A 25,851-nucleotide genomic window follows, 5' to 3' on the forward strand; every position below is an offset into this window, starting at 1 on the left:
GTAGAGAGGTGGCCACAAAAGTGTCAGCCTCTCTTTTTATAATAGTAGCAAGTATTGTATAATATGGGAAAAGATGACAACAATGGAGGTAATTAATCATGACAAGAGATTTATTATATGGTGGTATAGAGGCTGGTGGCACGAAGTTTATCTGTGCGGTAGCTGACGAAGATTTAAATATCATTGACCAAGTGCGTATTGATACGACGGTTCCAGAAGAAACCATGGGTGAATTAAAAGATTTCTTTGACCAATATAAAGTGGAAAGTTTCGGTATCTCATCTTTTGGGCCAATCGACATCAATCATGACTCGCCAACTTATGGTTATATCACCTCAACGCCTAAATTACCTTGGCAGAATTATGATTTTGTAGGGCAAATGAAAACTTGGTTTGGTGATAAACCGATTGCATGGACAACAGATGTAAATGGCGCGTCACTCGCTGAAAATACCATGGGTGCAGCTGAGGGTGCTAGCTCTTGTCTTTATTTAACAATTGGGACTGGTGTTGGTGGTGGTTTCTCTATGAACGGGGAAATTTACCATGCACACAGTCATCCGGAAATGGGCCATATTAAAGTTGCTCAAGACCCTCATGACCACTTTGAAGGGGCTTGTCCATTCCATGGTAATTGTATTGAAGGACTTGTGTCAGGACCTGCCATTGAAAAAAGGACAGGTATTAAAGGTGCTGACTTACCTTCAGATCATGAAGTCTGGGACTATGTGGCAAATTATTTAGGGCAAGCGATTGCAAATTATACTTTAACTTTAGCGCCAGAACGTGTCGTACTAGGTGGTGGCGTGATGCATCAAGATCAATTATTAGATAAGATTCGTACACAAGTAGAAAAAACGCTTGCTAATTATGTTGAATTGCCAGCAATGACAGATTATATCCAGTTACCTAAGCTAGGTGATAATGCTGGGATTACTGGTTCACTGTTATTAGCGAAACGTGCTTTAAAAGATGTAAAATAGGTAGATGATTGAAAGATAGTGAGCCTAATTTTTATAGGTATAGGTGCCTAAATCGGGTGCGCTAGTGAGTAGTTCCGCTAATGAAGTCAGATATATATAAGGTTGGAAGTCATCTTCCAGCCTTTTTTGGTAGAAAAGATTTATGTTTGAGATTAGCTATGGCTAAAAATGTCGTATTCGCAAGTTGAATCATTTTTAATGGATAAAATATTATGTTAACATAATATGTAAATAGAGCTGAACGTTCTATTAAAGAAAGGATGAGGCGATGAGCAAAAACATCTATCAAAAAAAGTTACAAGAGGTCATTGATGAATTAGAAACATCGAAGACTGAAGGATTGAGTGACCAGGAAGTTTCTGAACGTTTAGAAACTTATGGGGAAAATAAGTTACAAGAATCGGATAGTAAGTCTAAGTGGGAGATCCTATTAGATAATTTAAATAACATTATCGTTTATTTACTAGCCGTCGCAGCCATAATTTCAATTGCAATGGGTGATTGGATTGAAGCTATAGCCGTGATGTTGGCCGTTTTTATTTCGGTGCTGACTGGATATTTTGTAGAAACTAAAGCCCAAAAGTCTGTGGAAGCCTTACAAAATATGGTCAATACTAGTGTACATGTGATCCGAAACGGAGAAGAGATTGAAATTGATTCTTCTCAGTTAGTCCCAGGAGACGTGATGGTTCTTGGTGAAGGAGATGCGATTGCTGCAGATGGTCGTTTGCTTACAAGTAACAACTTTGCAGTCATGGAAGCGTCATTGACCGGTGAATCTGAAGCTGTGGACAAGGACCCAGATGCGACTTACGACGAAGAAGAGTCAATTGGTGACCGGTTGAATATGGTCTTTTCAGGTACTGCAGTAACACGCGGTAAGGCGCAAGTGATTGTAACTGGTACAGGAATGAAAACTGAAGTAGGGCGCATCTCTGAGATGATGTCTGGCGAAAAGGATCAACAAACACCGTTAGACAAAGAGGTTGACCAATTAGGTAAAGCCCTGATTATTGTGGCCTTTGTAGCAGCAGCTTTAGTAGTTGCTATTGGTTTATTCAACGGCAACCCGCCAAGTGAAATCTTACATATTGCAGTAATCCTTGCGGTAGCGGCAATCCCTGAAGCTATGCCAGCTGTTCAAACCATTACCTTATCAAATGGTATGCAGACAATGGCAAAGCACCAAGCTTTAGTTAAGTCACTTTCTGCAGTTGAAACCTTAGGTGCTACGTCGATCATAGCGTCAGATAAGACGGGTACATTAACAGAAAATCAAATGATGGTTGAAAGTATCATTATTAAAAATGATGTCCAATATGAAGTTTCAGGTTCAGGCTATACACCTGAAGGCGATATTACAAAAGATGCGGAAAAAGTAACTTTTGATATTGATGCAATTGAAGATATTGACGATTTAAGCGACAACAAGGCTGTCTTATTGAAATTGATTACGGATGGTTACTTGTCATCTGATGCCCGTTTAATCGAACGTGGTCAACTAGATGATGAAGAAGCAGCTGAATTAGAAGACGATGCTGAAGACGAAGATAATCAAGACCCATATACCATTAAAGGTGACCCAACAGATGGTGCCTTAACGGTATTAGGCCATAAAGTCGGTCTATCACCGCAGTGGGAAGAAGACAACGGCTACAAACTTGTCCAAGAAATTCCATTTGATTCTGAGAAGAAATATATGGCAGCACTTTATCATTTTCCAAATGACATTCACCGTTTAGTCGTAAAAGGTGCTATGGATGTTGTTCTAGAGTTAGTGGCGACTGAAAACGGTGAAGAAGACTTCTGGAAAGAGAAGAATGAGGACCTGACAGCAGACGGTAACCGTGTAATTGCCTTGGCTTCATATACCCTTAAAGACCAAGGGGACGCGGATAAAGTCGCTGACGAAATGGAAGCTTGGTTGGACAACAATACAGATAAGTTAACTATGGACGGATTATTCGGTATCATTGACCCGCCACGTCAAGACGTGAAAGATGCTATTGCCCAAACACAAGCGGCTGGTATCCAGGTGAAAATGATTACCGGTGACCACCCAAGAACCGCATCTGCTATTGCCCGCGATATTGGGATTGAAAACCATGAAAATACCATGACTGGTAAAGAATTGGATGCGATCCATGAGGATAAAGACTTTATCGACAAAATCCGCGATGTGGCCGTATTTGCCCGCGTATCACCAGAAAACAAGTTACAAATTGTTCGTGCCTTCCAAGAAGAAGGGGACGTTGTGGCGATGACAGGTGACGGGGTTAACGATGCGCCGGCCTTAAACGGTGCTGATATCGGTGTCGCTATGGGTATTCGTGGTACTGAGGTTGCTAAAGAAGCTTCTGACATGATTTTAACCGATGATGCTTTTGGTACGATTGTGGACGCGGTTCGTGAAGGGCGTATCATTTTTGAAAATATCAAAAAATACATTTCCTTCTTATTCGCATGTAACATGGTAGAGATTGTGGCAATCCTAACGACGATTGTCTTCATGTTACCAATGCCAATTCAACCACTACACATCTTATTCTTAAACCTATTAGTAGATATTGGTCCAGCGATTGCTTTAGCCTATGAAAAAGCAGAAGCAAATGTCATGGAACATCCGCCAAGAAATCCGGAATCTGGTTTAGTCAATAAGACATTCTTAAGTCGGATTATCATCTCAGGTGTGATTATTGGTTTAGGTGCCTTCGGGGTATTCTACCTATTCCATAATATCTTTGGTATGAGCTTGACTTATGCACAAACTGCGACATTTACTTACATGGCAATTGCGCAATTGTTCCATATCTTAAACGTTCGTCGTTTATCAGGATTTGGACTAGATAAGACCTTCTTCCAAAACAAACTACTATTAGCCGCAATGGCCTTCTCAGTAGTCCTACAATTATTGGTTGTTTATGTACCTTTCTTAAACAATGTATTTGGTACAGAACCATTGACATTAGCTACTTGGGGTATTATCCTAGCTATCGTTCTAGTTGTGACCATTATTGTATACTTAGTGAAGAAATTAGCTGGATTAAAAGATCCAGAAGCTTAATAATTAAGGCAAGTACGTAATCGGGGGCTAAATTTAGCCTCCGATCTTTTTATATTGTGGATAAAGTATATCAAATACTTGAAGTGATAGCTGATAAAAACGACTAAAGGATTTGGGCCATATCGTTGATTCTAGGGGTTTGATAGTGTATACTAAACACTTGTAAAGGAAAACTGCTTGACAAATTTTAGACAGATAGAAGAGGCTTAGATGGAGATTCAAAAAACAAATGAAATGAATACCCTGTTGATTTTTTATGGGGATTTGTTAACTGAAAAGCAACGTGTTTATATTGAATTGTACTATGCTGAGGATTTTTCGTTAGGGGAAATTGCTGAACATTTTGATGTGTCAAGACAAGCAGTTTATGATAACATTCGGCGGACTGAGAAGAGTTTGTTGAAGTATGAGAATCATTTGCACTTGGCGCGTGATTATTATGCGCGTGAAGCGGTAGGGGAAAAGATGGCTGCCTATGTAGCGAAAAAATACCCAGATGATACGCAACTAGCAGACTATATGAAGCAATTAATTGCGATCGACAACCGTGATGAAGCAAGTGAAGAATTTTAACAAATAAGCATCCGAATTGAATGCTTAAGATGAATGAATAAATAAGGAGTGTTACCAAGAATGGCTTTCGAAAGTTTATCGGATAGGCTACAAGGCGCTGTCCAAACGATGGGTAAGAAGGGTAAAATTACCGAGGGCGATTTAAAAGAAATGATGCGTGAAGTGCGTCTGGCTTTACTAGAAGCTGACGTGAACTTCAAAGTCGTGAAAGACTTTGTGAAACGTGTCAATGAACGTGCGCTAAACAGTGAGGTATTGCAGTCACTATCGCCAGCGCAACAAGTCGTGAAGATTGTTAACGACGAATTAACTGACTTAATGGGTGGAGAACACGAAGATATTCAATTTGCTACTGCACCACCAACCGTGATTATGATGGCGGGTCTTCAAGGTGCCGGTAAAACGACTACTGTTGGTAAGTTAGCGGCCTTCTTGAAGAAAAATGACCATAAGAAACCCTTGCTGGTAGCCGGCGATATTTACCGTCCAGCTGCTATCAACCAGTTACAAACAATCGGTCAACAATTAGACTTACCAGTCTTTACTTTGGGTGACCAAGTAAGTCCAGTTGAGATTGCGACTCAAGCGATTGAACATGCTAAAATGAATGGCCATGACCTAGTCTTCATCGATACGGCCGGTCGTCTACAAATTGACGAACGGTTAATGACTGAGTTAAAAGATATTAAAGCAGCCGTTAATCCGGATGAAATCTTATTAACTGTTGACTCGATGACTGGTCAAGAGGCAGCCAACGTTGCTAAGGCCTTTGACGAAGAGTTGGATATCACAGGGGTTGTCTTAACGAAATTAGATGGTGACACCCGTGGTGGTGCGGCCTTATCTATCGTTTCTGTAACTGGTAAACCGATTAAATTTACGGGTACTGGTGAGAAATTAAACGAGATTGAGCGCTTCTACCCAGACCGTATGTCTAACCGAATTTTGGGTATGGGGGATATGTTAACCCTTATCGAGAAAGCCCAAGCTGAGTTTGATGAAAATGAAGCAGAAGCGATGGCTGCTAAGATGCGGGAAAATACCTACGATTTCAATGATTTCATGAAAAACATGGACCAGATGAACAAGATGGGTTCTATGAAAGATATCTTGAAGATGATTCCAGGTATGAATAAAATGGGGAATTTGGACGACTTAAATATTGATCCGAAACAAATGGCACAAACTAGAGCGATGATCCAATCTATGACCCCGTATGAGCGTGAAAATCCAGATTCAATCAACCAATCACGCCGTCGTCGTATCGCTAAAGGTTCAGCGACTACACTGCAAGAAGTGAACCGTTTAATTAAACAATTTAATGAGTCACGTAAAATCATGTCCGCAATGTCTAACGGCAACATGGGCGCTCTTCAAAACATGTTGGGTGGCCTAGGAGGCGGTGGCTTCGGGGGATTTGGTGGCGGTGGCAACCGTAACCAGAATCGCGTTGCTGAATTACAAGCCAAACAAATGGCCCGCAAGCTGAAAAAAGCTAAGAAAAAAGGGAAATAAACCTTTTTTCGACCTCAGGGAAAAATAAATTGGCCCTGTAAAGAGAAAATACTTTACAAGCTGACAAAAACTTGTTATCATGTTTACTTGTGATGAGCTTTTAAGGCTTTAAATATATAAAAACACTTAATTTTTAGGAGGAACTTACTCATGGCAGTAAAAATTCGTTTAAAACGTATGGGATCTAAACGTAACCCATTCTACCGTATCGTTGCAGCAGACGCACGTTCACCACGTGATGGTCGTATCATTGAAAAAATTGGTACTTATAACCCAACAACTCAACCAGAAACTATTGAGTTAGATGAAGCGTTAGCTTTAAAATGGTTAAAAGATGGTGCGCAACCAACTGATACAGTTCGTGACATTTTATCTCGTCAAGGCGTTATGAAAAAACACCACGAAAACAAATTAGAAGCTAAAGCAGCTAACAAATAAGCGTAGACACTATGAATGATATGCCAAATATTGAAGATTTATTGTTAACAATTGTAAAGCCATTGGTGAATCATCCTGATGAAATCCAATTGCACATTGTTGATGGAGATGAATTTTTAGAATACCATTTGTTGCTACATCCTGATGATGTTGGCCGGGTGATTGGCAAGGGTGGCCGCGTTGCAAATGCAATCCGCACCATTATCTATTCAGTTCGAGTAGAAGGACCAAAGAGAATTCGCTTGGTAATTGATAGAGAAAATTAAACAGGGTGTAAGAGTCGACGTTCAGAAAGAAAACGTTGGAAGATTAGATTGTAGCTGACAAAGTCAGTTACAATCTAATCTGAAACGCAGTTCTTTCTGGAGACTCGAACCCGACTAAACAGGGTGCGATAGTCGAGCTCAACTAAAGGATGTGAGACAGGGCGTATAGATAGGAGACGATGGAAGAATGGTGCCGTATCACCCAAAGTGTGATGCAAACTATTCTGAAGCGGACACCTGCCTGTCCTGGCGAGCTCAACTTCACAAAGTGCGATAGTCGAGCTCACCCTATAATTGGTTTAGACAAAGTTTGCAACAAAGCAATTCGCTTTTTAAGGGCGTAGACAGAAATGTCTGCGTCTTTTTTTGATATCTTTAAACAACTTTTGGATGGGGCACTTTTGGGATTCGTCGTGTTATCTTGGTTTTTAAAGTGTATTGATGTAAAATAAGACTGACGTTTGACCATGTTATTTTTAATTACAGTGGTCGCTAGAAATGTGAGGTGTGTCCTATTCTAAGAAGTGGTTTGAAGGTTGGAAGATAGGCACATAAGAAGGGAAGGCAATAGATATGGTGAAGATTGAGGGCATGGCTGAAGAGCAGTATTATTTGGTCGGAAAAATCGTGAATACACAGGCTTTACGCGGTGAAGTGCGTGTGATGGCGACAACTGATTTCCCGGAAGAGCGCTTTAAAATAGGCGCGACTTTGGCGATTTTTAATGGCGACAAGTTGGTTGAAATGGTTGAGGTGGATGGTCACCGTCTGCATAAGAATTTCAATTTGTTGCATTTTAAGGGCAAGGACAATATTAATGATGTAGAAAAATTCAAAGGATTTGATTTGAAGGTTGCGGGCACTGAGCGCGAGGCGGACGAATTGGATGAGAATGAGTTTTATTATGATGATATTATTGGTCTAGAAGTCTATACGACTGATGAGACTTATCTAGGCAAGGTCCGGGAGATTACGTCACTACCGTCTAATGATGTTTGGGCTATTCAACGTCCAAATAAAGGGAAGGATATCTTGATTCCTTATATTGAAGATATTGTGTTAGAGATTGATCTGGATGATAACCGAGTTGTGATTGACCCGATGGACGGTCTGATTGATGATGTGGACGCGGAAAAGGGTGACGCCTAATGCAGATTGATGTATTAAGCCTTTTTCCAGAGATGTTTGAAGGTCCAATGAACACGTCGATTATTGGGAAGGCCCAGGAAAAAGGAGTGGCCAATATTGATGTGACGGACTTTCGTAAATTTGCGGTCAATAAGCACGGGCATGTGGACGATTATCCTTATGGCGGTGGTGCTGGTATGTTATTGCGGGTTGACCCCATCAATGATGCCTTAGAAGAAATTGAGGGTAAACACCCTGATACTAAAAAACGGGTGATTTTGATGGACCCGGCTGGTGAAACTTTTACGCAGAAACATGCGGAATCATTTGCTGAAGATGACCATTTAATTTTTATTTGTGGCCACTACGAAGGCTATGACGAGCGTATTCGGTCATATGTGACCGATGAAATTTCGGTTGGAGACTATGTACTTACTGGTGGCGAATTAGGGGCTATGATTGTGATTGACGCTACTGTCCGCTTGCTTGAAGATGCGGTGGGTAACGAGGAATCGATTACGGGAGACTCCTTCTCTACTGGTTTGTTAGAGTATCCACAATATACCCGCCCGGCTGAATACAAAGGAATGACTGTGCCGGATGTATTGATGTCTGGTAACCATGCTAAGATTGCTGACTGGAAGGGGAAAGAATCCTTACGCCGGACCTATGAACGCCGGCCGGATATGTTAGAAAATTACCCCTTAACAGATCAACAAGCTAAATGGTTAGAAGAAATTAAAGCAGAAACTGAGTAGGACTGTTATGAGTGGGTCTATTGTGTGGACCACAGTTTCAAACTAGCTTTAACATGGATATCTTTTTTATTTATTCACTATCCCTGATATAATATGAGTCAAGAATGGGGAGTGATTTTATGCCATGGAATATGCAAGATTATCCTGATAACTTAAAAAACTTTGATGAGGTTGAACGAAAGAAGATCATTGAGATCATGAATGCTATGGAAGCTGCGGGTTACAAAGAAGAAGATTTAATACCCATTGCAATCCAGCAAGGGAAAGAGTGGTACCAGAATGCTTCTGATACAGAGATTTCGGAAGTTAAACAGGCAACCAAACCCAAAAAGAGCGATAAGCATGATACTGAATCAGCCAATCCTGATTTGATGGATGAGGACGTTCAAGTGAAATTTGATCACGAGAATGCGCAATGGCAAGTGATTACCGTGAAGGCAAAACGCGCTGCGGGTACTTTTGATTTAAAAGAGGATGCTATGAAGCGGGCTAAGGAAATTGCTGATAACAAGGGGACAAAAGTAATTGCTTATACCAAGGATGGTAAGCGACAATAGCATGCAAGCTATTGTAGTTAGCCATTATAAAACACCTACCTTTAGGTTATTAGAGGTAGGTGTTTATTTTTTATTCGAAAATGGTTTTGGCTACGTTTAGTTGCTTCATTAAGGCTGTCTTTTTGAATTGGTGTTCATCAATGTCTTCTAAAATTGACCGTAAGAGATTGATCCCTTCGAGGATATGCTCACCTTTATTTAACATGACACATTCAGCTCGTGCCCCCATAGATACATCCGAAATTTCAGCACGTGAAGGTACACCTGATTTTACCAAGGATTCCAGGACCTGAGTGGCCCAAATTACAGGGATTTGTGCAGCCTCGCAGAACCAAAGAATTTCTTCTTGGACAACAGATAGTCGTAGATAGCCAACTTCCACAGCTAAGTCTCCTCTAGCGATCATAATGCCTGTTGGTCGGTAGCGGTTTGCTTCGATAATAATATTGATGAGGTTCTCAAAACCAGAGACGGTTTCTAGTTTGATCGTCGCCAGTTTATCTTGGTCTTCGGTTACTTTTTCTGCCATTACTTGATTGATATGACGAACGTCGTCCAAGTCGTGGACGAAGGAGAAGCCGATAACGTCAGCAGCTTCTTTAGAAAAAGCCAAATCATCGATATCTTTATCGGTTAATACAGGGATATTTAACTCACGATCAGGGAAGTTGATGCCTTTCGTGGCTTTCACTTTCTTACCGTTTGATGCCATTTGGGTGATGCGAATTTTTACTCCTTCAGGGTAAGTTTTTTGGACTTTACCTAGAATTTTACCATCATCAAGTGACACCGCCTCATCAACCTTTAAATCTTTAATAATTTCTGGAATTGGACAAGATAAGACAATTTCACAATCATACAAATCCTTTAATACCGTATCGCTTGTGAGGAAAAAACTATCTCCCTCATAGAGCTTGGGGTTTTGCAGGGTGGTATAGATGGCTTGAATTCGTACTTTAGGACCAGCAATGTCGGTAAAAATTTTAATGTCACGCTCGTATTTCTTGCCAGCTTGATGAATATTTTCAACCATTTTCCGCCAAGTAGATACATCATCATGGGCACAGTTAATACGGGCTACGTCTAAACCTGCCTCTACCATTTGATCAACTAGGTCTTGGTCAGTGGCGGCTTCATTGGGCATAGTCACCATAATGCGGGAATAACGATCCTCAGCACCTGAGCCAAAGAAATCATTGGTGAGTTGGTCAAGTGTAGACCCGTGTCCTTGACTGGTTTTTGTCATATGTTCAGGAATGTCAACTGCAGGCATATTCGCACTTTTGGCGAGATGATAAACGACTAAATCAAGGGTAGCTAATACATGGCCTTCGAGACGACCAAGTGAAGAAAGACCAAGATTTCCCAGTTTTAATTGTAGGCTGCGGATATCTCGGCGACGAAGGGCAACATAATAAGCAAAATTTAAGGCTGCTTCTTTAAAATCTTCACGGAGGGTGGAAGGATCCCAAGAGGCATAAATTTGTTGGCCATCCTTATAGACGTTTTTACGTAAATCTGATACTTCTAAATATAAATCTTTGTAAATATTATTTATTTGCGTTTTCTGGTTTGTCATCACTTTGTCTCCTTTATCACTGATTTGTAACCGTTTCCTATTCACCTATCATTGTATCGTGAACACGAGTAACTAACAAATATTTGTACAGTGTGATTGGGATGATTTATTGAAACGATTCCTATTAAGGATACTTAGTCTGAAGATGTTACTTTAGAATAAAGCAGACGAGTGATCGCAAACCCTTATATAGGACGTCCACTATTTATAACAAGAAACTTTCAAATTTCTATTTACAATAAGTGATAAATTTGATATACTATTAAAGGTGTTGTTTCAACACATACTTTATGATATTCCGCTGTGGCAAAACTGCCATATGAGTGTTGTTGGAAGGAGAGAATCTAAATGAGTAATTTAATTGATCAAATCACTTCAGAACAACTACGTAACGATGTACCTGACTTCCGTCCTGGTGACACTGTTCGTGTACACGCGAAAGTTGTTGAGGGTGAACGCGAACGTATCCAGTTATTTGACGGTGTTGTTATCCAACGTCGTGGTGCTGGTATCAGCGAAACTTACACAGTTCGTAAAATTTCAAACGGTGTTGGTGTTGAACGTACTTTCCCAGTACACACGCCACGCGTAGCTAAAATTGAAGTATTACGTGAAGGTAAAGTTCGTCGTGCTAAATTGTTCTACTTACGTGACTTACATGGTAAAGCTGCACGTATCCCAGAACGTCGCCGTAAACAAAAATAATGCTACTACAGTAGCTATACAGAGAATCCCAATCGAGCTTTTTCTTGGTTGGGATTTTTTTATTTAGATATATTTAAAGAGTCAAACTTGTCAAAGAAGGGTATGATATTGATGCATGAAGGACGATTGAATTATCGTTTGGGTTTATTGTCGGTCGTAACTGGGGTTATCGTGGGAATTGTGTTGTCTGGATTTCGACTGGCTATTCCAGCAATCATGCATGTGGTTGAGGGTGTTTTGGTCTGGGGACAGACTTCGATTTGGCACAGCATCGGCTTTGTTTTGTTGTTTGCGGTTATCGGCTGCATTGTGGCTTGGACAGCTAAGCAGGAACCTATGATTGGTGGGTCAGGTATTCCACAAATTGCCGGGAAATTAAGCGGTAAGCTCAATTTTTCATGGGCATCGGTCTTATTTTATAAATTATTAGGTGGTTTATTGGCTATCGGATCAGGTTTGACGCTTGGGCGTGAAGGTCCTTCTGTTCAAATCGGTGCTTCAATCGGGCAAGGGGTGGCAGAAGTAAGCAAATCTTCTAAAGCGTCTACGAAATACTTGATTGTTGGCGCAGCAGGTGCCGGTTTATCCACTGCTTTTAATGCCCCTGTTTCAGGTATTATTTTCTGCTTAGAGGAATTATTAAAGAAGGTTACCCGTCGTGGATTTTTGTCTGCCACTCTAACGATAATTACAGCATCTTTAGTATCGATAGCACTGATTGGAGATGATGCTGCTATCACTATTCCTCAAGCTTTACATGTGGAAATGGCTACTTACCCGTATCTACTTATTTTAGGGGCCTTGTTAGGTTTATCAGGTGTACTTTTTAATAAAGTTATCTTATGGTCTAAAGCTATATATGGTAAATGGACTGCACCTACTTTTTGGAAAATGGTTTTTCCCTTTGTGCTAACGGCACTTGTACTTTTGATGGATGTGCGGTTAATCGGGTCAGGCGAAGAACTCATTTTGCTACCATTTTTAGATAATCCGGGTCTGTTGACCTTGCTCTATCTATTCCTGGCAAAACTAGTTCTGCTCGGTGTGGCATTCGGGTCAGGCATACCAGGCGGTATCTTTTTCCCATTATTATCAATTGGGGCGCTGGTCGGCAACTTGTACACCAGTGGCTTGTATGAATTGGGACTGGTGGACGCATACACAATCACGGTTTTCACGGTCATTGCCATGTCAGCCCACTTCGCAGCGATTGTCCGCGCACCATTAACGGGTATTTTTCTAATATTAGAAATGACAGGGGGATCTATCCAGTATTTACTCCCAATTGCCATCGTCACTTATATCGCTTATTTCGTGGCAGAAGTCTGCCAATCTGAGCCTATATACGAATCGTTATTAGGGTTGATGGTGAGTGATTGAGAATGGCTTCTTGGGTGGTGTAGTGGTTTATTCACAGAACATGGCATAGACGGTCTTATATTTATCAAAGGTTGATTATTAAAAATACAAAAATAGCTACTAGGTGGTTGATATCACCTAGTAGCTGTTTTTTTTATGTATCGAAAATTTGCTTATTTATTTTCTAAGATACTATCATCTAATCTTCTAAGAAGATCGCTTTAGTTTCTAAGTAGTCTTCCACACCAAAGAGACCGTTTTCGCGACCTAGTCCGGATTGTTTGTAGCCACCAAATGGTGCAAGTGGGTTACGCTCTGCTTTGTTTACAAAGATATTACCAGTTCGTAATTGCTTAGCCACTTTATATGCATCTTCAGTAGGACCAACTACTGCCCCTGAAAGGCCGTAAATTGAGTCATTTGCGATTTCAACCGCTTCTTCTTCTGTGTCATATGTGATGATGACAAGTACAGGACCAAAAATTTCTTCTTGGGCAATCGTCATATCATTAGTGACATTCGTAAAGACAGTAGGTGTTACAAAATGACCAGTTTCACTGGCTGGTTTTTTATCACCGACTAAAACTTTAGCTCCTTCTGCTTTACCTTTCTCAATATATTCGAGTACTGTTTTCTTTTGATTAGCAGATACCATTGGACCAACAAGCGTATTTGGATCAGCAGGATCACCTATAACGACGTTCTTTTCATAGAAAGATTTTACTTCAGCTTCTACATCAGCTAATTCGTCTTTAGGCACTAATAGTCTTGTAAGTGCAGTACAAGTTTGCCCTTGGTTGTTTAAAATAGTGCCCATTGCTTTTTTAACCGCAAAGGATAAATCGCCACCAGGTAAGTAAACTAACGCAGATTTACCACCTAGTTCAAGAATGATATGTTTGATGCCTTTTGCAGCATTTTCATATAGTCCTTGACCAACTTCAGTTGACCCAGTAAAGGAAACAACGGCGACATCTTCATGTTCTGCTAGATAGTTACCAGCACCACTACCGCTTCCAAGGATCAGGTTGAATACACCTTTTGGGAAGCCTACTTTTTCAGCTAATTCAAATAGTTTGACTGCAGTGAGTGGTGTATCAGATGCTGGTTTAACAACTACGGTATTCCCAGCTAATAAAGCAGGTGTGATTTTACGTTGAATTTGATTTAATGGATAGTTCCAAGGTGTAATTGCAGCAACTACGCCATAACCTTCTTTAATGACTTTAGTATCACCAATTTGTTGCGTTAAATTGTAGTCTTTAATGGCCTCAACTGTAGCTGACATCTCATCAATGGCTAAACCAACTTGTCCTGACTCGGAGAAGGTCTTGGCGGCACCAAATTCTTCAACAATAATGTCACGAATTTCTTCTTTGTGGGCTTTGATTTCAGCTAATAATTTTTCTACATAACCGGTTCTTTCTTCAAGAGATAGATTATTCCAAGCAGGAAAGGCTGTCTTAGCTGCTTCAACTGCTTGGTCAACATCTTCATTTGCAGAGTATGCAACTTGGGCAATCGTTTCTTCAGTTGTCGGGTTTTCTACTTCTTTGTATTCATTATTGGTAGGGGCTGTCCACTCACCGTTAATGAAATTGTTATACTTTTTCATGAGAAATCCTCCTTTAAATCTTTTGCCTAACTATCTTATATGATAAAGGACATTTGAATAGCTGGCCAGTAAAACGAATCGGCGTTAGCTTGTTTTTGATCGTTTGCGGGGAGTTTGAAAGAGCCTCTTTATTCTAAAACAGCGACATTTCAGTTACTTTGTATAAAATTGAATAAAAAATTAAATTTGTGTCAAAAGGGGCTAGAATTTGTGGATTTAGAGGCTTATAATTAGCTATCAGAAAACAATGTTAACACCTAATTTGGCGGTATTTTAGGTTAATGGAGGGGTAGATTTGAAATTAGGGATAGTGGGGACTGGAAAAGTGGTTGCGCAATTTTTGCCGGTACTTGCCGAGTTGCCAGAAGTACAAGTAACTGCAATTAACTCAACACCTAAAAGCGTTGACAAGGCAATCGCCTTTCAAAAACAATATGGCATTGATCAAGTATATAGTGATTACAATCAATTTTTGACAGAAGCAGATATTGATACAGTGTATGTTGCGGTCATTAATAACTTACATTTTCCTTTTGCTAAGGAAGCCTTACTTCATGGTAAGCATGTTATATGTGAGAAACCTTTTACGATGTCACAAAAGGAATTAATCGAATTAGAACGTCTATCCATTGATTACGATTTAGTATTGGCTGAGGCTGTAACAGGCCAGTTCGTTGAAAATTATGGTAAAATCCGCGAACTTTTACCACTTCTTGGAGATATTAAGTTAATTGAATGCAATTTCTCAAAATATTCGAGTAAGTATGACTCCTTCACAGCAGGTAACGTTTTACCGGCCTTTAATATCAAAAATGGTGGCGGTGCCTTAATGGATTTAAATTCATCCAATATACATTTCGTTGTTGGCTTAATTGGGAAACCAAAGAAAGTTGCTTACTACCCTAACATCGAAAATGCTATCGATACCTCTGGCGTTTTAATCATGGACTATGGATACACAAAAGCCGTATGCATGGCTTCAAAGGATTCTACAGGGGAAAATGGCGCAACTATTCAAGGTACTAAAGGTACTATTAGAGTCAATAGCGCTACTAACAGGGTCACATCATTTGATATTTGGACAAATGATGGCTATATGGATCATTTTGAATTGAATGCATGCGAGCATAAAATGGGTGCAGAATTTAAGATTTTTGCAAATTGGATTGATCATGAGGATACCATGTATGCAGAAGAACACCTAGCCCAAAGTTTAACAGTTATGGAAATACTAGATATGGCTATTGCTGATTCAAACTTAATAGAAGAACCGTTTTGGGAACCAAAATTGACATTTTAAGATTATTTAAGTCCGGATATTTTATTCGGGCTTTTTTCTATTCTTAAAAATATTGAGTTGGTTAATACAGATAGATGTTTATGTACAGCTTATCATGATATGATGATTGCAAGAAAGTGATTTAGGAGGTCGCTATGAAAACTTGGACAAAGGTCGCACTAGGCGCATTAACAGGTATTGTTGCTAGTCAAATAATCAGAGCCCGTAAGGTGAATATTTCTTACGCTGCGCAATTAGTCGAGGATAGTCTGACCCTGGCTTCCAGTATTCTTCCTGGTCAAAAATCTAATTATGATCGTCTGTACACGCTCGCTTACAACCGTAATGAGCTACCATTAGCCCTTAGCTGGACCAAACGTTCAATGGGATTTGACTATTTTGATGACTTTACAGATACTTTTACAGTGCAAAATGACTTATTGGCGCCAAGTTCAGATCAGCCAGAAAAAATTATTTTCTATCTTGCAGGTGGTGGCTATTGGTTACAACCAACTTTATTGCACTTTAATATGGCCCGTAAATTGGCGGAACTAACTAATCGACAAGTAGTGATGCCCATGTATCCAAAAGGACCAACCTACAACGTCGTTGATGCGCACAAAATGATTTTAAAGCGCTATATATATTTAATCGAGGAGAAGGGAATTGCGCCAGAAAATATTGCGATTCTTGGTGATTCTACGGGCGGAGCGTTGGCAGTTTCTTTTATGCAGCAATTGCGAGACCATGATTTACCATTGCCGGATTCGGCAATACTTATCGCACCCATTTTGGATGGCACCTTGCAGAATTTCCTGGTGGCATATGACCATGTGGAGTACGAACCCTTTTTACAACCGAAATTAATCGCGCTTGAAACAGAAACTTTCGCAAAACCCTTCCCGGCAATTAGTCCTTTAGTTTCGCCATGGTACGGATCATTTAATGACTTACCACCTATATTAGTCGTGAGTGGAACGAGAGATTTAACCTTGACTTATACACTTGCCTTGAAAGAAAAAGTTGAAGCTGAGAGATTACCGATTTATTTCGATACCCACCAGCACATGGCCCATATTTTCCCAATTTACCCGATTCCTGAAGCAGATGAGGCACTAGAAATGATGGCGGAATTTGTAGCTAAGGTGCGAGAGCCGACGCCAAGAAAGGAAACGTTGGAAGTTTAAGGCAGTGGCTGACAACGTCAGCAACAACTTAAACTGAAACGCAGTTTTTTTTGGAGGCTCGAACCCGATTTTAGTCTAGCTTACAGGGGAGATTACGCTGTGGTCTTTGATCGCCTAATGAATTGAAAGTGATAAATCTATGCAACTTTTGACCAACCTTGTTCTCGGTTTCTGACAAGCTTATGTTACAATGATGATAGTAATGAATTTAGAAGATAAACGGAGGAATACCATGCCATCAATTCAACCAATTTTAGAGAAAATGTTTAACGATAAGAAAGTACCCGTTAAGAAGAATAAATTCAACGAAGATCAAGTTGTTTTCTCTGGTGCTTACCGCATTGCTGAAGATAAAACAATCCCATTTAACGTGGTAGCGCGTGAATTTAAGGAAGGTTCGTCGGTTACAGAATACCAAATCACTTATCGTAAATTAGTCCAAGTAGAGGACTTCAATAACCAAACGAAAGCCCTAGCAGTGATCAATGAAATCAACTTAAAACGTGCAGGCTACTACACTTTAATCCTGACTGGTGACGGGGAAATTTACCTACGTTTATTATCAAGAACCACTGAAGACCCACAATTATTGTATGAATTAATGGTCTTTGGTTCAGCGACTGCACGTCTTGTGTACCCTGAATTAGAAGAGAAAATTAATGGCAAAAAGGTTGAAGTACTCAAAACCCAACCAAAAGCTGAATAAAAATTCGAATATATAAAAGCTAATCCACCCTTAAAATGTATCTCTAATATTACATGCAAGGGCAGATAGGCCGTCATAAGTGCGCAACTCACCGGACTTATGGCGGTCTTTTTTTGCCCATTTTTCCAGTTTCGCTAGCAAAATTTGCCAAAATACAAAAGTTGCACAATTTTTATCAATAACATTAAATTCTTAACGTTAAACGCATATGTAAAGTCGAATGTTCGTTTATACAGGCTATTTCCAAACAAAAATTAACCTTTTTTATTAAAATGTTCAGTTTTGACTTGTCTTTACTCATAAAGTTCGTTAAGGTAAGCACATGATTATCCGGAAAACGAATATTCATAAATAGTTCAGTGGAAACGTATGTGTTTAAAAAAGGAGCGATTTTTAGCAATGCTTATTTATTCAGGTAAGACGAAAAACTTATGCCAAGATGATAACGGCCAATATTATTTCCAATTTAAAGACGATGTTACGGGTAAAGATGGGGTATTTGACCCAGGTGAAAACCAAGTAGGGGCGACGATTGAAGGGTCAGGCCACTCCAATGTTGTGCTTTCAACATACTTTTTTGAATTATTTAAAGAAAAGAATATTCCAACGCATTATATTTCTTCAAATACTGAAGAAAACACCATGCAGATTGAAAAAGCTTCTGTATTTGGTGAAGGGTTAGAAGTGATTTGTCGTTTTAAAGCTGTTGGTAGCTTTATCAGACGCTACGGAGCTTACATTGAATCAGGTACACCACTTGATGCCTACGTAGAGTTCACTTTAAAAGATGATGACCGCCAAGATCCCTTGATTACCCAAGATGCCTTAGAGCAATTAGATATTTTAAAAGCTGGCGAATATGACCAATTAAAAAAATTAACCCAAGATATTTCCCTAGTTATCAAAGAAGCTTTAGCCGAAAAAGGCTTAGAACTATATGACATTAAATTAGAATTTGGTCGCTTAGACAATTCTGATGTCATTGTCTTAATCGATGAAGTTGCAGGTGGCAACATGCGTGTCTATAAAGGTGATGAATACATCGAACCTTTAGCACTTGTGCATTACTTTGAATAATTGGAGGCCCAAAATGCAAGTCATTACAAAAAATAATGCTCAATTCGATGTTGAAGGTCAAAAATATACTAAAGAAGCCTTAGAATTTTTAAATTTTGCTGCGGATACTGAAGTTGCTTTCTACAATCTTTACCAATTTGAGGGTGCTTCTGAAGCTACCCTGGAAGTGGTCCAAAAAGCCTTATTCGATACTGAAAAGTTAACTTTTATCGAAGCAATCCCGAGCGCTGACTACACTTTCCGCTACCGCCAAGTGACTGGTCAATACAATGAACATGAGCAAATGATGACGGAAATGATCCAACATATGCTTGGTTTTGAAGAAGTAAAAGTCTTTCATTCTAAAGTTGTGACTTTAAACAATGTCACACCAGACCAAGGGCAAATTTTTGAAAATTATTTCATCAATCCTGTTGAAAATACCGTCATTGCCATGGATGAACCCCCATTTGAAATTTACCCTTCATCTACAGAAGAGCTTGAGGAAGTTGTTGGTTTCACCGAAATGACTGAAGCTGATTTAATCAACCTAGCTCAAAAATTCTCCATGGATTTAGACGACTTGCTATTTTGCCAAAAATATTTTAAATCTGAAAACCGTAATCCTAATTTAACTGAGTTGAAAGTCATTGATACATACTGGTCAGACCACTGCCGTCACACCACTTTCAACACCCAAATCGATATTGTGACCATCGATGCCGGTCGCTACGAGCCCTTATTCAAGGCAGCTTTAAATGATTATTTAGAGAAAAGAGCGCAACTTGGCCGATCTGAACGTCCTATCACCCTGATGGACCTAGGTACAATTCAAAGCCGTTACTTACGGGAAAATGGCATCCTTGACAATGTTGAGATTTCACCTGAAGTGAACGCTTGTGCTTTAGAAATTAAGGTAGACGTTGATGGCACTGAAGAAGATTGGATCCTTTACTTTAAAAACGAAACCCATAACCACCCGACAGAAATCGAACCATTTGGTGGTGCGTCTACTTGTGTTGGTGGTGGGGTTCGTGATCCATTATCTGGTAGAAGTTGGGTATACCAAGGAATGCGAATTTCGGGGGCTAAAGACCCTAATCTACCACTTGATGCTACCCATCCTGAAAAGTTACCGCAAAGAACCATCACGAAACGTGCCTTAGAAGGTAATAGCGATTACGCCAATCAAATCGGTTTAACGGGTGGTTACGCTGAAGAAATTTACCATCCTGGTTATGAAGCTAAACGTTTGGAAACAGGGGCTTTAATTTCAGCGGCACCAAAAGAAAATATCGTCCGCGAAATACCAGTCGCAACAGACAAAATCATCTTATTAGGTGGTCGGACTGGTCGTGACGGTTTAGGTGCAGCCGTTGGGTCTTCGCAAATTCAAACGGAACAATCCCTTGAAAATGCAGGAGCTGAAGTACAAAAAGGAGCCGCAGCCATTGAAAGAAAAATTACCCGTTTATTTAGACGCGGTGAAGCAACACGTTTAATCAAACGTTGTAACGACTTTGGTGCTGGTGGGATTTCTGTTGCTGTTGGTGAGCTTGCAGATGGCTTGGACATTCAACTGGATGATGTACCGGTGAAATACCCAGGTATGCATGGTGGTGAAATTGCGCTTTCTGAATCGCAAGAACGTATGGCAGTTGTGGTTGCTGAGAAAGACATTGAAGCCTTTTTACAATACTGCGAAGAGGAAGATGTTGAGTCGACTATTATTGCTGAAGTGACCGATAATGACCGGATGCAAATGACTTGGTCAGGTAAGCAAATTATTGATTTGTCAAGAGCCTTCTTAGATTCAAACGGGGCGACTAAACACGCGAATGCAACCTTACTACAACCGAAAACCCTTTTCCAAAATGATGTGAAAGCAGGGACAGTCTGGGATGAAGCGTCATTAAAAGCTTATATGTCAACCTTAAATAGAGCGAGCCAAAAGGCTATGGCGGAACAGTTTGACGGTTCGATTGGGCGTGCGTCTGTACTCTTCCCATTCGGTGGTAAATACCGAGCAACGCCTGAATTAGGTATGGTCTCAAAATTACCAGTTGCTGGCGGTAAAACGATCACAACGTCTGGTATGGCCTATGGATTTGACCCTTACTTATCAGAACAATCGCCATTCCACGGGGCTTTCTACTCAGTCATCGAATCAGTCAGCCGCATGGTGGCCTTAGGATTTGACTACAAAGATTTACGTCTATCCTTCCAAGAATTCTTTGAAAACTTACAAAATGATCCAGAACGATGGGGTAAGCCAGTTTTATCTCTATTAGGAGCCAACTTAGCCATGTCTGGACTTGATTTAGCGAGTATCGGTGGGAAGGATTCCATGTCAGGAACCTTTGATGATATCGACGTACCGCCAACTTTATTGTCATTCGCCGTTGCGCAAGGTCGTGTGGACCAAGTGGTTTCTCGTGCCTTCAAGCAAGTAGGTTCAACAGTTGTCTTAATGGAAAATCCATTAAACCGTGACTGGACTATCGATTTAGACCAAGAAAAAGCCATTTATGAAACGATCCATCAATTGGCTAAAGGGGAGGCTTTATTAGCTGCTTCGACTGTTGGTTTTAACGGGATGTTGAAAGATTTAATCGAAATGTCTTATGGAAATGGGATTTCTGTGGCTGTTTCAGAAGACTTCACCAACCGCTTGGCTGAACCGATGATGGGGGCTTTCCTTTTAGAATTAGCCGGCGATCCTAAGGACCTACTTGGGGATATTCCTTACCAAGTTGTTGGCCAAACGCAAGCGGATACCATTCAAATTGCTGGTCAAGACTACGCTGTTAAGGCGATTGAAGCTGCCTCAAATGAAGTTTTTGCTTCTGTATTTGATCAGATTGAACATGCTGACCGCCAAACACCTGAAATTGTCGCAGGCAATAGTTTTGCATGTCCTAATAGTTCTCTTGGCCAGACAGCAACCCCTGTTAAAGCCTTAATCCCTGTTTTATACGGAACCAATGGTGAATATGACTTACAATTTGCCCTTGAAGAAGCTGGATTTGACTGTCAAGTGATGGTTATCGCCGACTCATCAAATGCCAAATTCGAGCAATCAATTCAAACGTTACTTGAAAACTTAAAAGATACACAATTACTGGCTATACCTAATGGGTCAATCTTTGGTAACCAAACGGATGAACAAGGTCGTGCTTGGGAATTGATCCTTAACAGACCGGATGTCAGCCAAGCTATTGACGCTCATTTACAAGCCGACCGCTTAATTATCGGGTCTGGATCTGCTTTCTCAGCCTTAATCCGCACTGGTTTAATTGAATTTGGCCAAGTGACTGGTCATTCAGCGATTCGTGTTTTACCAAATCAAAACGGCAAGTTCGTGTCTGATTTGACTACTGGTCGTGTGGTTGCTGAAAAATCAGCCTTTACCACTGGTCGAGCTAACAAAACCTATACCGCACCGCTTGCAACAGCATTTGGTCGCGTCGTATTAGGTGAAGCAGAAGAAAAAATCAAAGCCAATGGTCAAGTGATTGCCGCTTTCGATACTTATTTTGCAGAAGAAAATATTGACGGCTTAGCTAGTCCAAATGGTTTAGTCTTTGGGACCATCTCTTCATTTGAAAGAAGTGGGCAAGACCTCTACCAAAACGTGCCAAGTCAAGGTGAAAATCCATTCTTAACTGAAGCTTTTGCATATTTAAACGCCAAATAGGAGGATATTATATTATGTTCGTTAGAATTATTATGGGTAGTTCAAGTGATGTTGAAATCGCCCGCAAAGTAACTAGTAACCTAAGTAAATTTGAAATTCCTTACCAAGTATCTGTGATTTCTGCTCACCGCGCTTTAGATGATCTACAAGCCTTAGTTGGTCAAAATGACGCTGACCTTTATATCGGTATTGCCGGTAAAGCAGCGCATTTACCAGGGGTGATTGCTGGTATGACTGTTAAACCAGTAATCGGTGTACCGGTAAAATCTTCAACCTTGTCAGGTTTAGATGCCTTGTTATCTATCGTTCAAATGCCTAAAGGTGTCCCAGTTGCGACAGTGGCCCTTGATGGCGGCGAAAACGCGGCTATTTTAGCCGTACAAGTTTTAGCGGTGGCAGACCAAGCTTTAACAGAAAAATTAAACGACTATAAAAAAGAATTAAGCGCGGGTGTTCGCGACATGAACAACGAAGCAGCGATTCAAGCGTTGTAGCAGGTGGCTAAATGAGTGGTATTTTAGGCGTTTACTCTTTCGATAATATTGAAGCATTTCCGCATTTATATTACGGTCTCTATGCTTTGCAACACCGAGGGCAAGCGGCTGTCGGTATTGGAACAATTACGCCAGATGGTGACAGTCAATTGATCCGTGAAAAAGGGTTAATCAGTGAACATTTTGGTGACGGTTTGATTGAACATATGCCGGGGAATAAGGGGATTGGATTTGTCCAATACCCCTTTGAGAACCGGGAAAGTGAGCCTATGCCTTTTTACCATGAGGGGGCTTTAATGGCGATTGATGGGGAAATTGAAAATGAAGATTTCACCTACCAGGCTTGTATTGAAGTGCTTGGGCAAGATATTGAAACAATTAAGGCTTATTTTGAAGCTTTAATCGGTAAATTTACATTGATTTATATGAACAATGACCGGTTTATCGCCTATAAACATTTGGACGGGATTAAACCTTTAGCCATTGGGAAGATGGATGATACCATCATTGCGAGTTCAGAAACGGCAGCTATTGATTCGATCGCTGGGCACGTAATTCGTGAAATCCAACCGGGTGAATTGTTTATTCAAACAAAAACACAATGCATTTCTTACTACCTATCAGCCAACATGGAAGCAACTGAAAGCCTGGATGCCTTCGAGTTTATTTATACGGCGCGTCCGGACTCCATTCTAGACGGGATTTCTGTCTATGATGCGCGTTATCGTTTAGGAGAAACCTTATGGCAAGAAGACCAATTGCACAAAGGAATTGTGATTGGGGCACCAGAATCGGGTGTGATTTCGTCTATGGGTTATGCTAAGGCGTCAGGATTACCCTATGAGCAAGGATTTGTCCGTAACCGTTATATTGGACGGACCTTTATCCAGTCATCGAAAACCATTCGTGAACGAAATATTGAAATCAAATTGACCCCAATTAAAAGTATTGTGGCCAATCGTGAAGTCATTTTAATCGATGATTCCATTGTGCGGGGTTCAACTATTAAACGAACAGTCAACACCTTAAAAGAAGCAGGCGCAAGTAAGATTCATGTGCGCATTGCTGCGCCGCCAGTTGTGAAGGGTGAATCGATGACCGTGGATATTCCAGACAAGCACCAACTTGTGGCTTACAACCGGACTATTGAAGAAGTGAGAGATTTGATTGGCTGTGATAGCTTGAAATATATTTCTTTAGATGGGTTCCACCGTGCCATCGGGCGCAGTAAACTTTATGAACCTTATTTTACTGAAGAATAAGCGACAAATAGAAGATAATAGGAGAGCGAAATGGGATTAGATTATAAGTCTGCTGGGGTCAACAAAGAAGCCGGCTACCAGCAGGTGCAATTAATTAAAGACATGATGAAAGCCACTTATACAGATCAGGTGATGACTGAAACAGGTGGCTTTTCAGGTATGGTTGAACTAGGTGCGTCTGATATGAAGGCGCCCGTCTTAGTTTCTGGAACTGACGGGGTGGGGACCAAATTAATGGTGGCCCAAGAAGTTGGTATCCATGATACCGTTGGGATGGACCTTGTCGCGATGTGTGTCAATGACATTATCTGTCAAGGTGCCAAGCCCTTATTTTTCCTTGACTATATTGCAACAGGTAAACTAGTTCCTGAGAAAATGGCCAGCATCGTCCAAGGGGTAGCTGATGGTTGTAAACAAGCTGGTGCTGCCTTAATTGGTGGTGAAACTGCTGAAATGCCAGGTATGTACGGCGAAGATGACTATGATTTGGCCGGATTTGCCGTCGGTCTTGTCGATAAAGAAAAAATCATTTCAGGAAAAGACATCAAAGCGGGCGATATTGCTATTGCCTTGCCGTCCTCTGGCGTCCATTCTAATGGATTTTCATTAGTTAGAGCAATATTAGAAAAAAATAATATTTCTTTTAATGATCAATATCGAGATACTAATAGGACGGTGGGCGAAGTTTTACTGACACCCACAAAAATCTATGCTAAAGATGTGCTAGCTTTAATCGAGGCCGTGACTGTCAAAGGGCTAGCCCATATTACAGGCGGTGGTTTATTTGAAAACGTACCGCGTACTTTACCTGAAGGCCTTGGGTTAGCGGTTAACCGTGACCAAATCCCGACGCTAGATATTTTTGACTATTTACAAGATCTAGGCCAGGTGGCAGAGGATGAAATGTTTGGGACCTTTAACATGGGGGTTGGTATGGTCATTTTCCTAGACCCAGCGGATGTTGACACAGCCTTACAAGTTTTAGTGGCTAATGACAGCGGCGCCTTTAAATTAGGGCAGGTGACGACGCAAGCTGACGGAGTGACTTTTGTATGATCAAAATTGGCGTTTTAATTTCTGGCGGTGGGACCAATCTGCAGGCCATTATAGATGCTTGTCGGTTAGGCGACTTACCAGCTGAAGTGTCAGTGGTCATTTCAAATAAGGCGGATGCTTATGGTCTAGAACGGGCCAAAAAGGCTGGGATTGACCAATTATATACCAATGATGATGAGCGTATTTTAGCGACTTTACAGGCCTATGATGTGGATATTGTGGTTTTAGCAGGATACTTGAAATTGATTGCCAAAGACCTGGTCCAAGCTTTTGATGGCCGGATGTTGAATATTCATCCGTCACTTATTCCGGCATTTTCAGGTAAGGGGTATTATGGGTTAAAAGTCCATCAAGCAGCTATTGATCGTGGGGTTAAAGTGACTGGAGCGACCGTTCATTTAGTGGACGAAAATTTTGATGAGGGGAAAATTCTGATTCAAGAGGTGGTTGCCATCTTGCCGACAGACACTGCAGAAACCTTGCAGGCACGCGTTTTAGCAGTAGAACACAGTATATTAGTCACAGCTATTGCTGAGGTCATTAGCGGTCTAGACGGCTAGGTTTAGCGATTAAG

22 protein-coding genes are annotated in these 25,851 nt (G+C 40.6%); 20 read left to right on the plus strand and 2 right to left on the minus strand.

The window, feature by feature from the left end:
- Window positions 1-98: 98 nt before the first annotated feature.
- The 9 genes from A6J77_RS07030 to A6J77_RS07070 all read left to right on the plus strand — a co-directional run bounded on the left by A6J77_RS07030 (window position 99) and on the right by A6J77_RS07070 (window position 9,282).
- Entirely contained in the window at window positions 99-983 is an 885-nt protein-coding gene (locus A6J77_RS07030) for an ROK family protein (protein WP_083069441.1), read from the plus strand.
- A 268-nt stretch (window positions 984-1,251) separates the two neighbouring features.
- Window positions 1,252-4,047: a cation-translocating P-type ATPase gene (locus tag A6J77_RS07035; RefSeq protein WP_083069442.1), complete on the plus strand. Its 2,796-nt coding sequence runs from the start codon at window positions 1,252-1,254 to the stop codon at window positions 4,045-4,047.
- Window positions 4,048-4,257: 210 nt separating this feature from the next.
- Window positions 4,258-4,620 carry a putative DNA-binding protein gene (locus A6J77_RS07040; protein WP_004262389.1) on the plus strand — a complete coding sequence of 121 codons (363 nt, stop codon included), beginning with the start codon at window positions 4,258-4,260 and terminating at the stop codon, window positions 4,618-4,620.
- A 60-nt stretch (window positions 4,621-4,680) separates the two neighbouring features.
- Window positions 4,681-6,135 carry a signal recognition particle protein gene (gene ffh, locus A6J77_RS07045; RefSeq protein ID WP_083069444.1) on the plus strand — a complete coding sequence of 485 codons (1,455 nt, stop codon included), beginning with the start codon at window positions 4,681-4,683 and terminating at the stop codon, window positions 6,133-6,135.
- 150 nt (window positions 6,136-6,285) lie between these two features.
- Entirely contained in the window at window positions 6,286-6,573 is a 288-nt protein-coding gene (rpsP, locus tag A6J77_RS07050; RefSeq protein WP_048729484.1) for a 30S ribosomal protein S16, read from the plus strand.
- A gap of 20 nt (window positions 6,574-6,593) precedes the next feature.
- Window positions 6,594-6,839, plus strand: a complete 246-nt coding sequence (locus A6J77_RS07055) for a KH domain-containing protein (RefSeq protein ID WP_193756674.1) — start codon at window positions 6,594-6,596, stop codon at window positions 6,837-6,839.
- A 573-nt stretch (window positions 6,840-7,412) separates the two neighbouring features.
- On the plus strand, window positions 7,413-7,988 hold the full coding sequence (rimM, locus tag A6J77_RS07060; RefSeq protein WP_083069448.1) for a ribosome maturation factor RimM: 576 nt from the start codon (window positions 7,413-7,415) through the stop codon (window positions 7,986-7,988).
- On the plus strand, window positions 7,988-8,725 hold the full coding sequence (gene trmD / locus A6J77_RS07065; protein WP_048729487.1) for a tRNA (guanosine(37)-N1)-methyltransferase TrmD: 738 nt from the start codon (window positions 7,988-7,990) through the stop codon (window positions 8,723-8,725). The genes rimM and trmD overlap by 1 nt, the downstream gene beginning before the upstream one ends.
- Before the next feature lie 119 nt (window positions 8,726-8,844).
- On the plus strand, window positions 8,845-9,282 hold the full coding sequence (locus tag A6J77_RS07070) for a DUF2188 domain-containing protein (RefSeq protein WP_083069450.1): 438 nt from the start codon (window positions 8,845-8,847) through the stop codon (window positions 9,280-9,282).
- Between the two features lie 70 nt (window positions 9,283-9,352).
- Here A6J77_RS07070 and A6J77_RS07075 read toward each other — a convergent pair whose 3' ends face one another.
- Complete coding sequence (locus A6J77_RS07075; RefSeq protein WP_083069452.1) at window positions 9,353-10,861, minus strand: pyruvate kinase; 1,509 nt, start codon at window positions 10,859-10,861, stop codon at window positions 9,353-9,355.
- Window positions 10,862-11,209: 348 nt separating this feature from the next.
- Here A6J77_RS07075 and rplS point away from each other — a divergent pair, with 348 nt between their 5' ends.
- Both rplS and A6J77_RS07085 read left to right on the plus strand, forming a co-directional pair.
- Complete coding sequence (gene rplS, locus A6J77_RS07080; protein ID WP_004262406.1) at window positions 11,210-11,566, plus strand: 50S ribosomal protein L19; 357 nt, start codon at window positions 11,210-11,212, stop codon at window positions 11,564-11,566.
- A gap of 87 nt (window positions 11,567-11,653) precedes the next feature.
- The gene (locus A6J77_RS07085) at window positions 11,654-12,946 is read left to right on the plus strand and encodes a ClC family H(+)/Cl(-) exchange transporter (RefSeq protein WP_227645144.1); all 1,293 of its coding nucleotides are present in this window, start codon (window positions 11,654-11,656) and stop codon (window positions 12,944-12,946) included.
- 178 nt (window positions 12,947-13,124) lie between these two features.
- Here A6J77_RS07085 and A6J77_RS07090 read toward each other — a convergent pair whose 3' ends face one another.
- Window positions 13,125-14,540 (minus strand): aldehyde dehydrogenase family protein, encoded by a 1,416-nt coding sequence (locus tag A6J77_RS07090; RefSeq protein WP_083069456.1) that lies wholly within the window; start codon window positions 14,538-14,540, stop codon window positions 13,125-13,127.
- 295 nt (window positions 14,541-14,835) lie between these two features.
- On the opposite strand from A6J77_RS07090, the gene A6J77_RS07095 reads away from it, so the two are divergent.
- From A6J77_RS07095 to purN, 9 genes are all read left to right on the plus strand, one after another.
- Complete coding sequence (locus A6J77_RS07095; RefSeq protein WP_083069458.1) at window positions 14,836-15,840, plus strand: Gfo/Idh/MocA family protein; 1,005 nt, start codon at window positions 14,836-14,838, stop codon at window positions 15,838-15,840.
- A 134-nt stretch (window positions 15,841-15,974) separates the two neighbouring features.
- A complete protein-coding gene (locus A6J77_RS07100) occupies window positions 15,975-17,006 on the plus strand; it encodes an alpha/beta hydrolase (protein ID WP_083069460.1) in 1,032 nt (343 codons plus the stop codon).
- A gap of 232 nt (window positions 17,007-17,238) precedes the next feature.
- Window positions 17,239-17,712, plus strand: a complete 474-nt coding sequence (locus tag A6J77_RS07105; RefSeq protein WP_083069462.1) for a hypothetical protein — start codon at window positions 17,239-17,241, stop codon at window positions 17,710-17,712.
- Between the two features lie 399 nt (window positions 17,713-18,111).
- A complete protein-coding gene (locus tag A6J77_RS07110; RefSeq protein WP_016896847.1) occupies window positions 18,112-18,789 on the plus strand; it encodes a phosphoribosylaminoimidazolesuccinocarboxamide synthase in 678 nt (225 codons plus the stop codon).
- Window positions 18,790-18,802: 13 nt separating this feature from the next.
- Window positions 18,803-22,465, plus strand: coding sequence for a phosphoribosylformylglycinamidine synthase (locus A6J77_RS07115; RefSeq protein WP_083069464.1), 3,663 nt, complete (start codon window positions 18,803-18,805; stop codon window positions 22,463-22,465).
- A 14-nt stretch (window positions 22,466-22,479) separates the two neighbouring features.
- Window positions 22,480-22,959 (plus strand): 5-(carboxyamino)imidazole ribonucleotide mutase, encoded by a 480-nt coding sequence (purE, locus tag A6J77_RS07120; protein ID WP_016896849.1) that lies wholly within the window; start codon window positions 22,480-22,482, stop codon window positions 22,957-22,959.
- An 11-nt stretch (window positions 22,960-22,970) separates the two neighbouring features.
- Window positions 22,971-24,221 carry an amidophosphoribosyltransferase gene (locus A6J77_RS07125; RefSeq protein WP_083069466.1) on the plus strand — a complete coding sequence of 417 codons (1,251 nt, stop codon included), beginning with the start codon at window positions 22,971-22,973 and terminating at the stop codon, window positions 24,219-24,221.
- Window positions 24,222-24,251: 30 nt separating this feature from the next.
- Complete coding sequence (gene purM, locus A6J77_RS07130) at window positions 24,252-25,277, plus strand: phosphoribosylformylglycinamidine cyclo-ligase (protein ID WP_083069468.1); 1,026 nt, start codon at window positions 24,252-24,254, stop codon at window positions 25,275-25,277.
- Window positions 25,274-25,837 (plus strand): phosphoribosylglycinamide formyltransferase, encoded by a 564-nt coding sequence (gene purN / locus A6J77_RS07135; protein ID WP_083069470.1) that lies wholly within the window; start codon window positions 25,274-25,276, stop codon window positions 25,835-25,837. Before purM ends, purN begins: the two co-directional genes overlap by 4 nt.
- Window positions 25,838-25,851: the final 14 nt, after the last annotated feature.

The sequence above is a fragment of the Aerococcus viridans genome, assembly GCF_002083135.2.
Lineage (GTDB): Bacteria > Bacillota > Bacilli > Lactobacillales > Aerococcaceae > Aerococcus > Aerococcus viridans_C.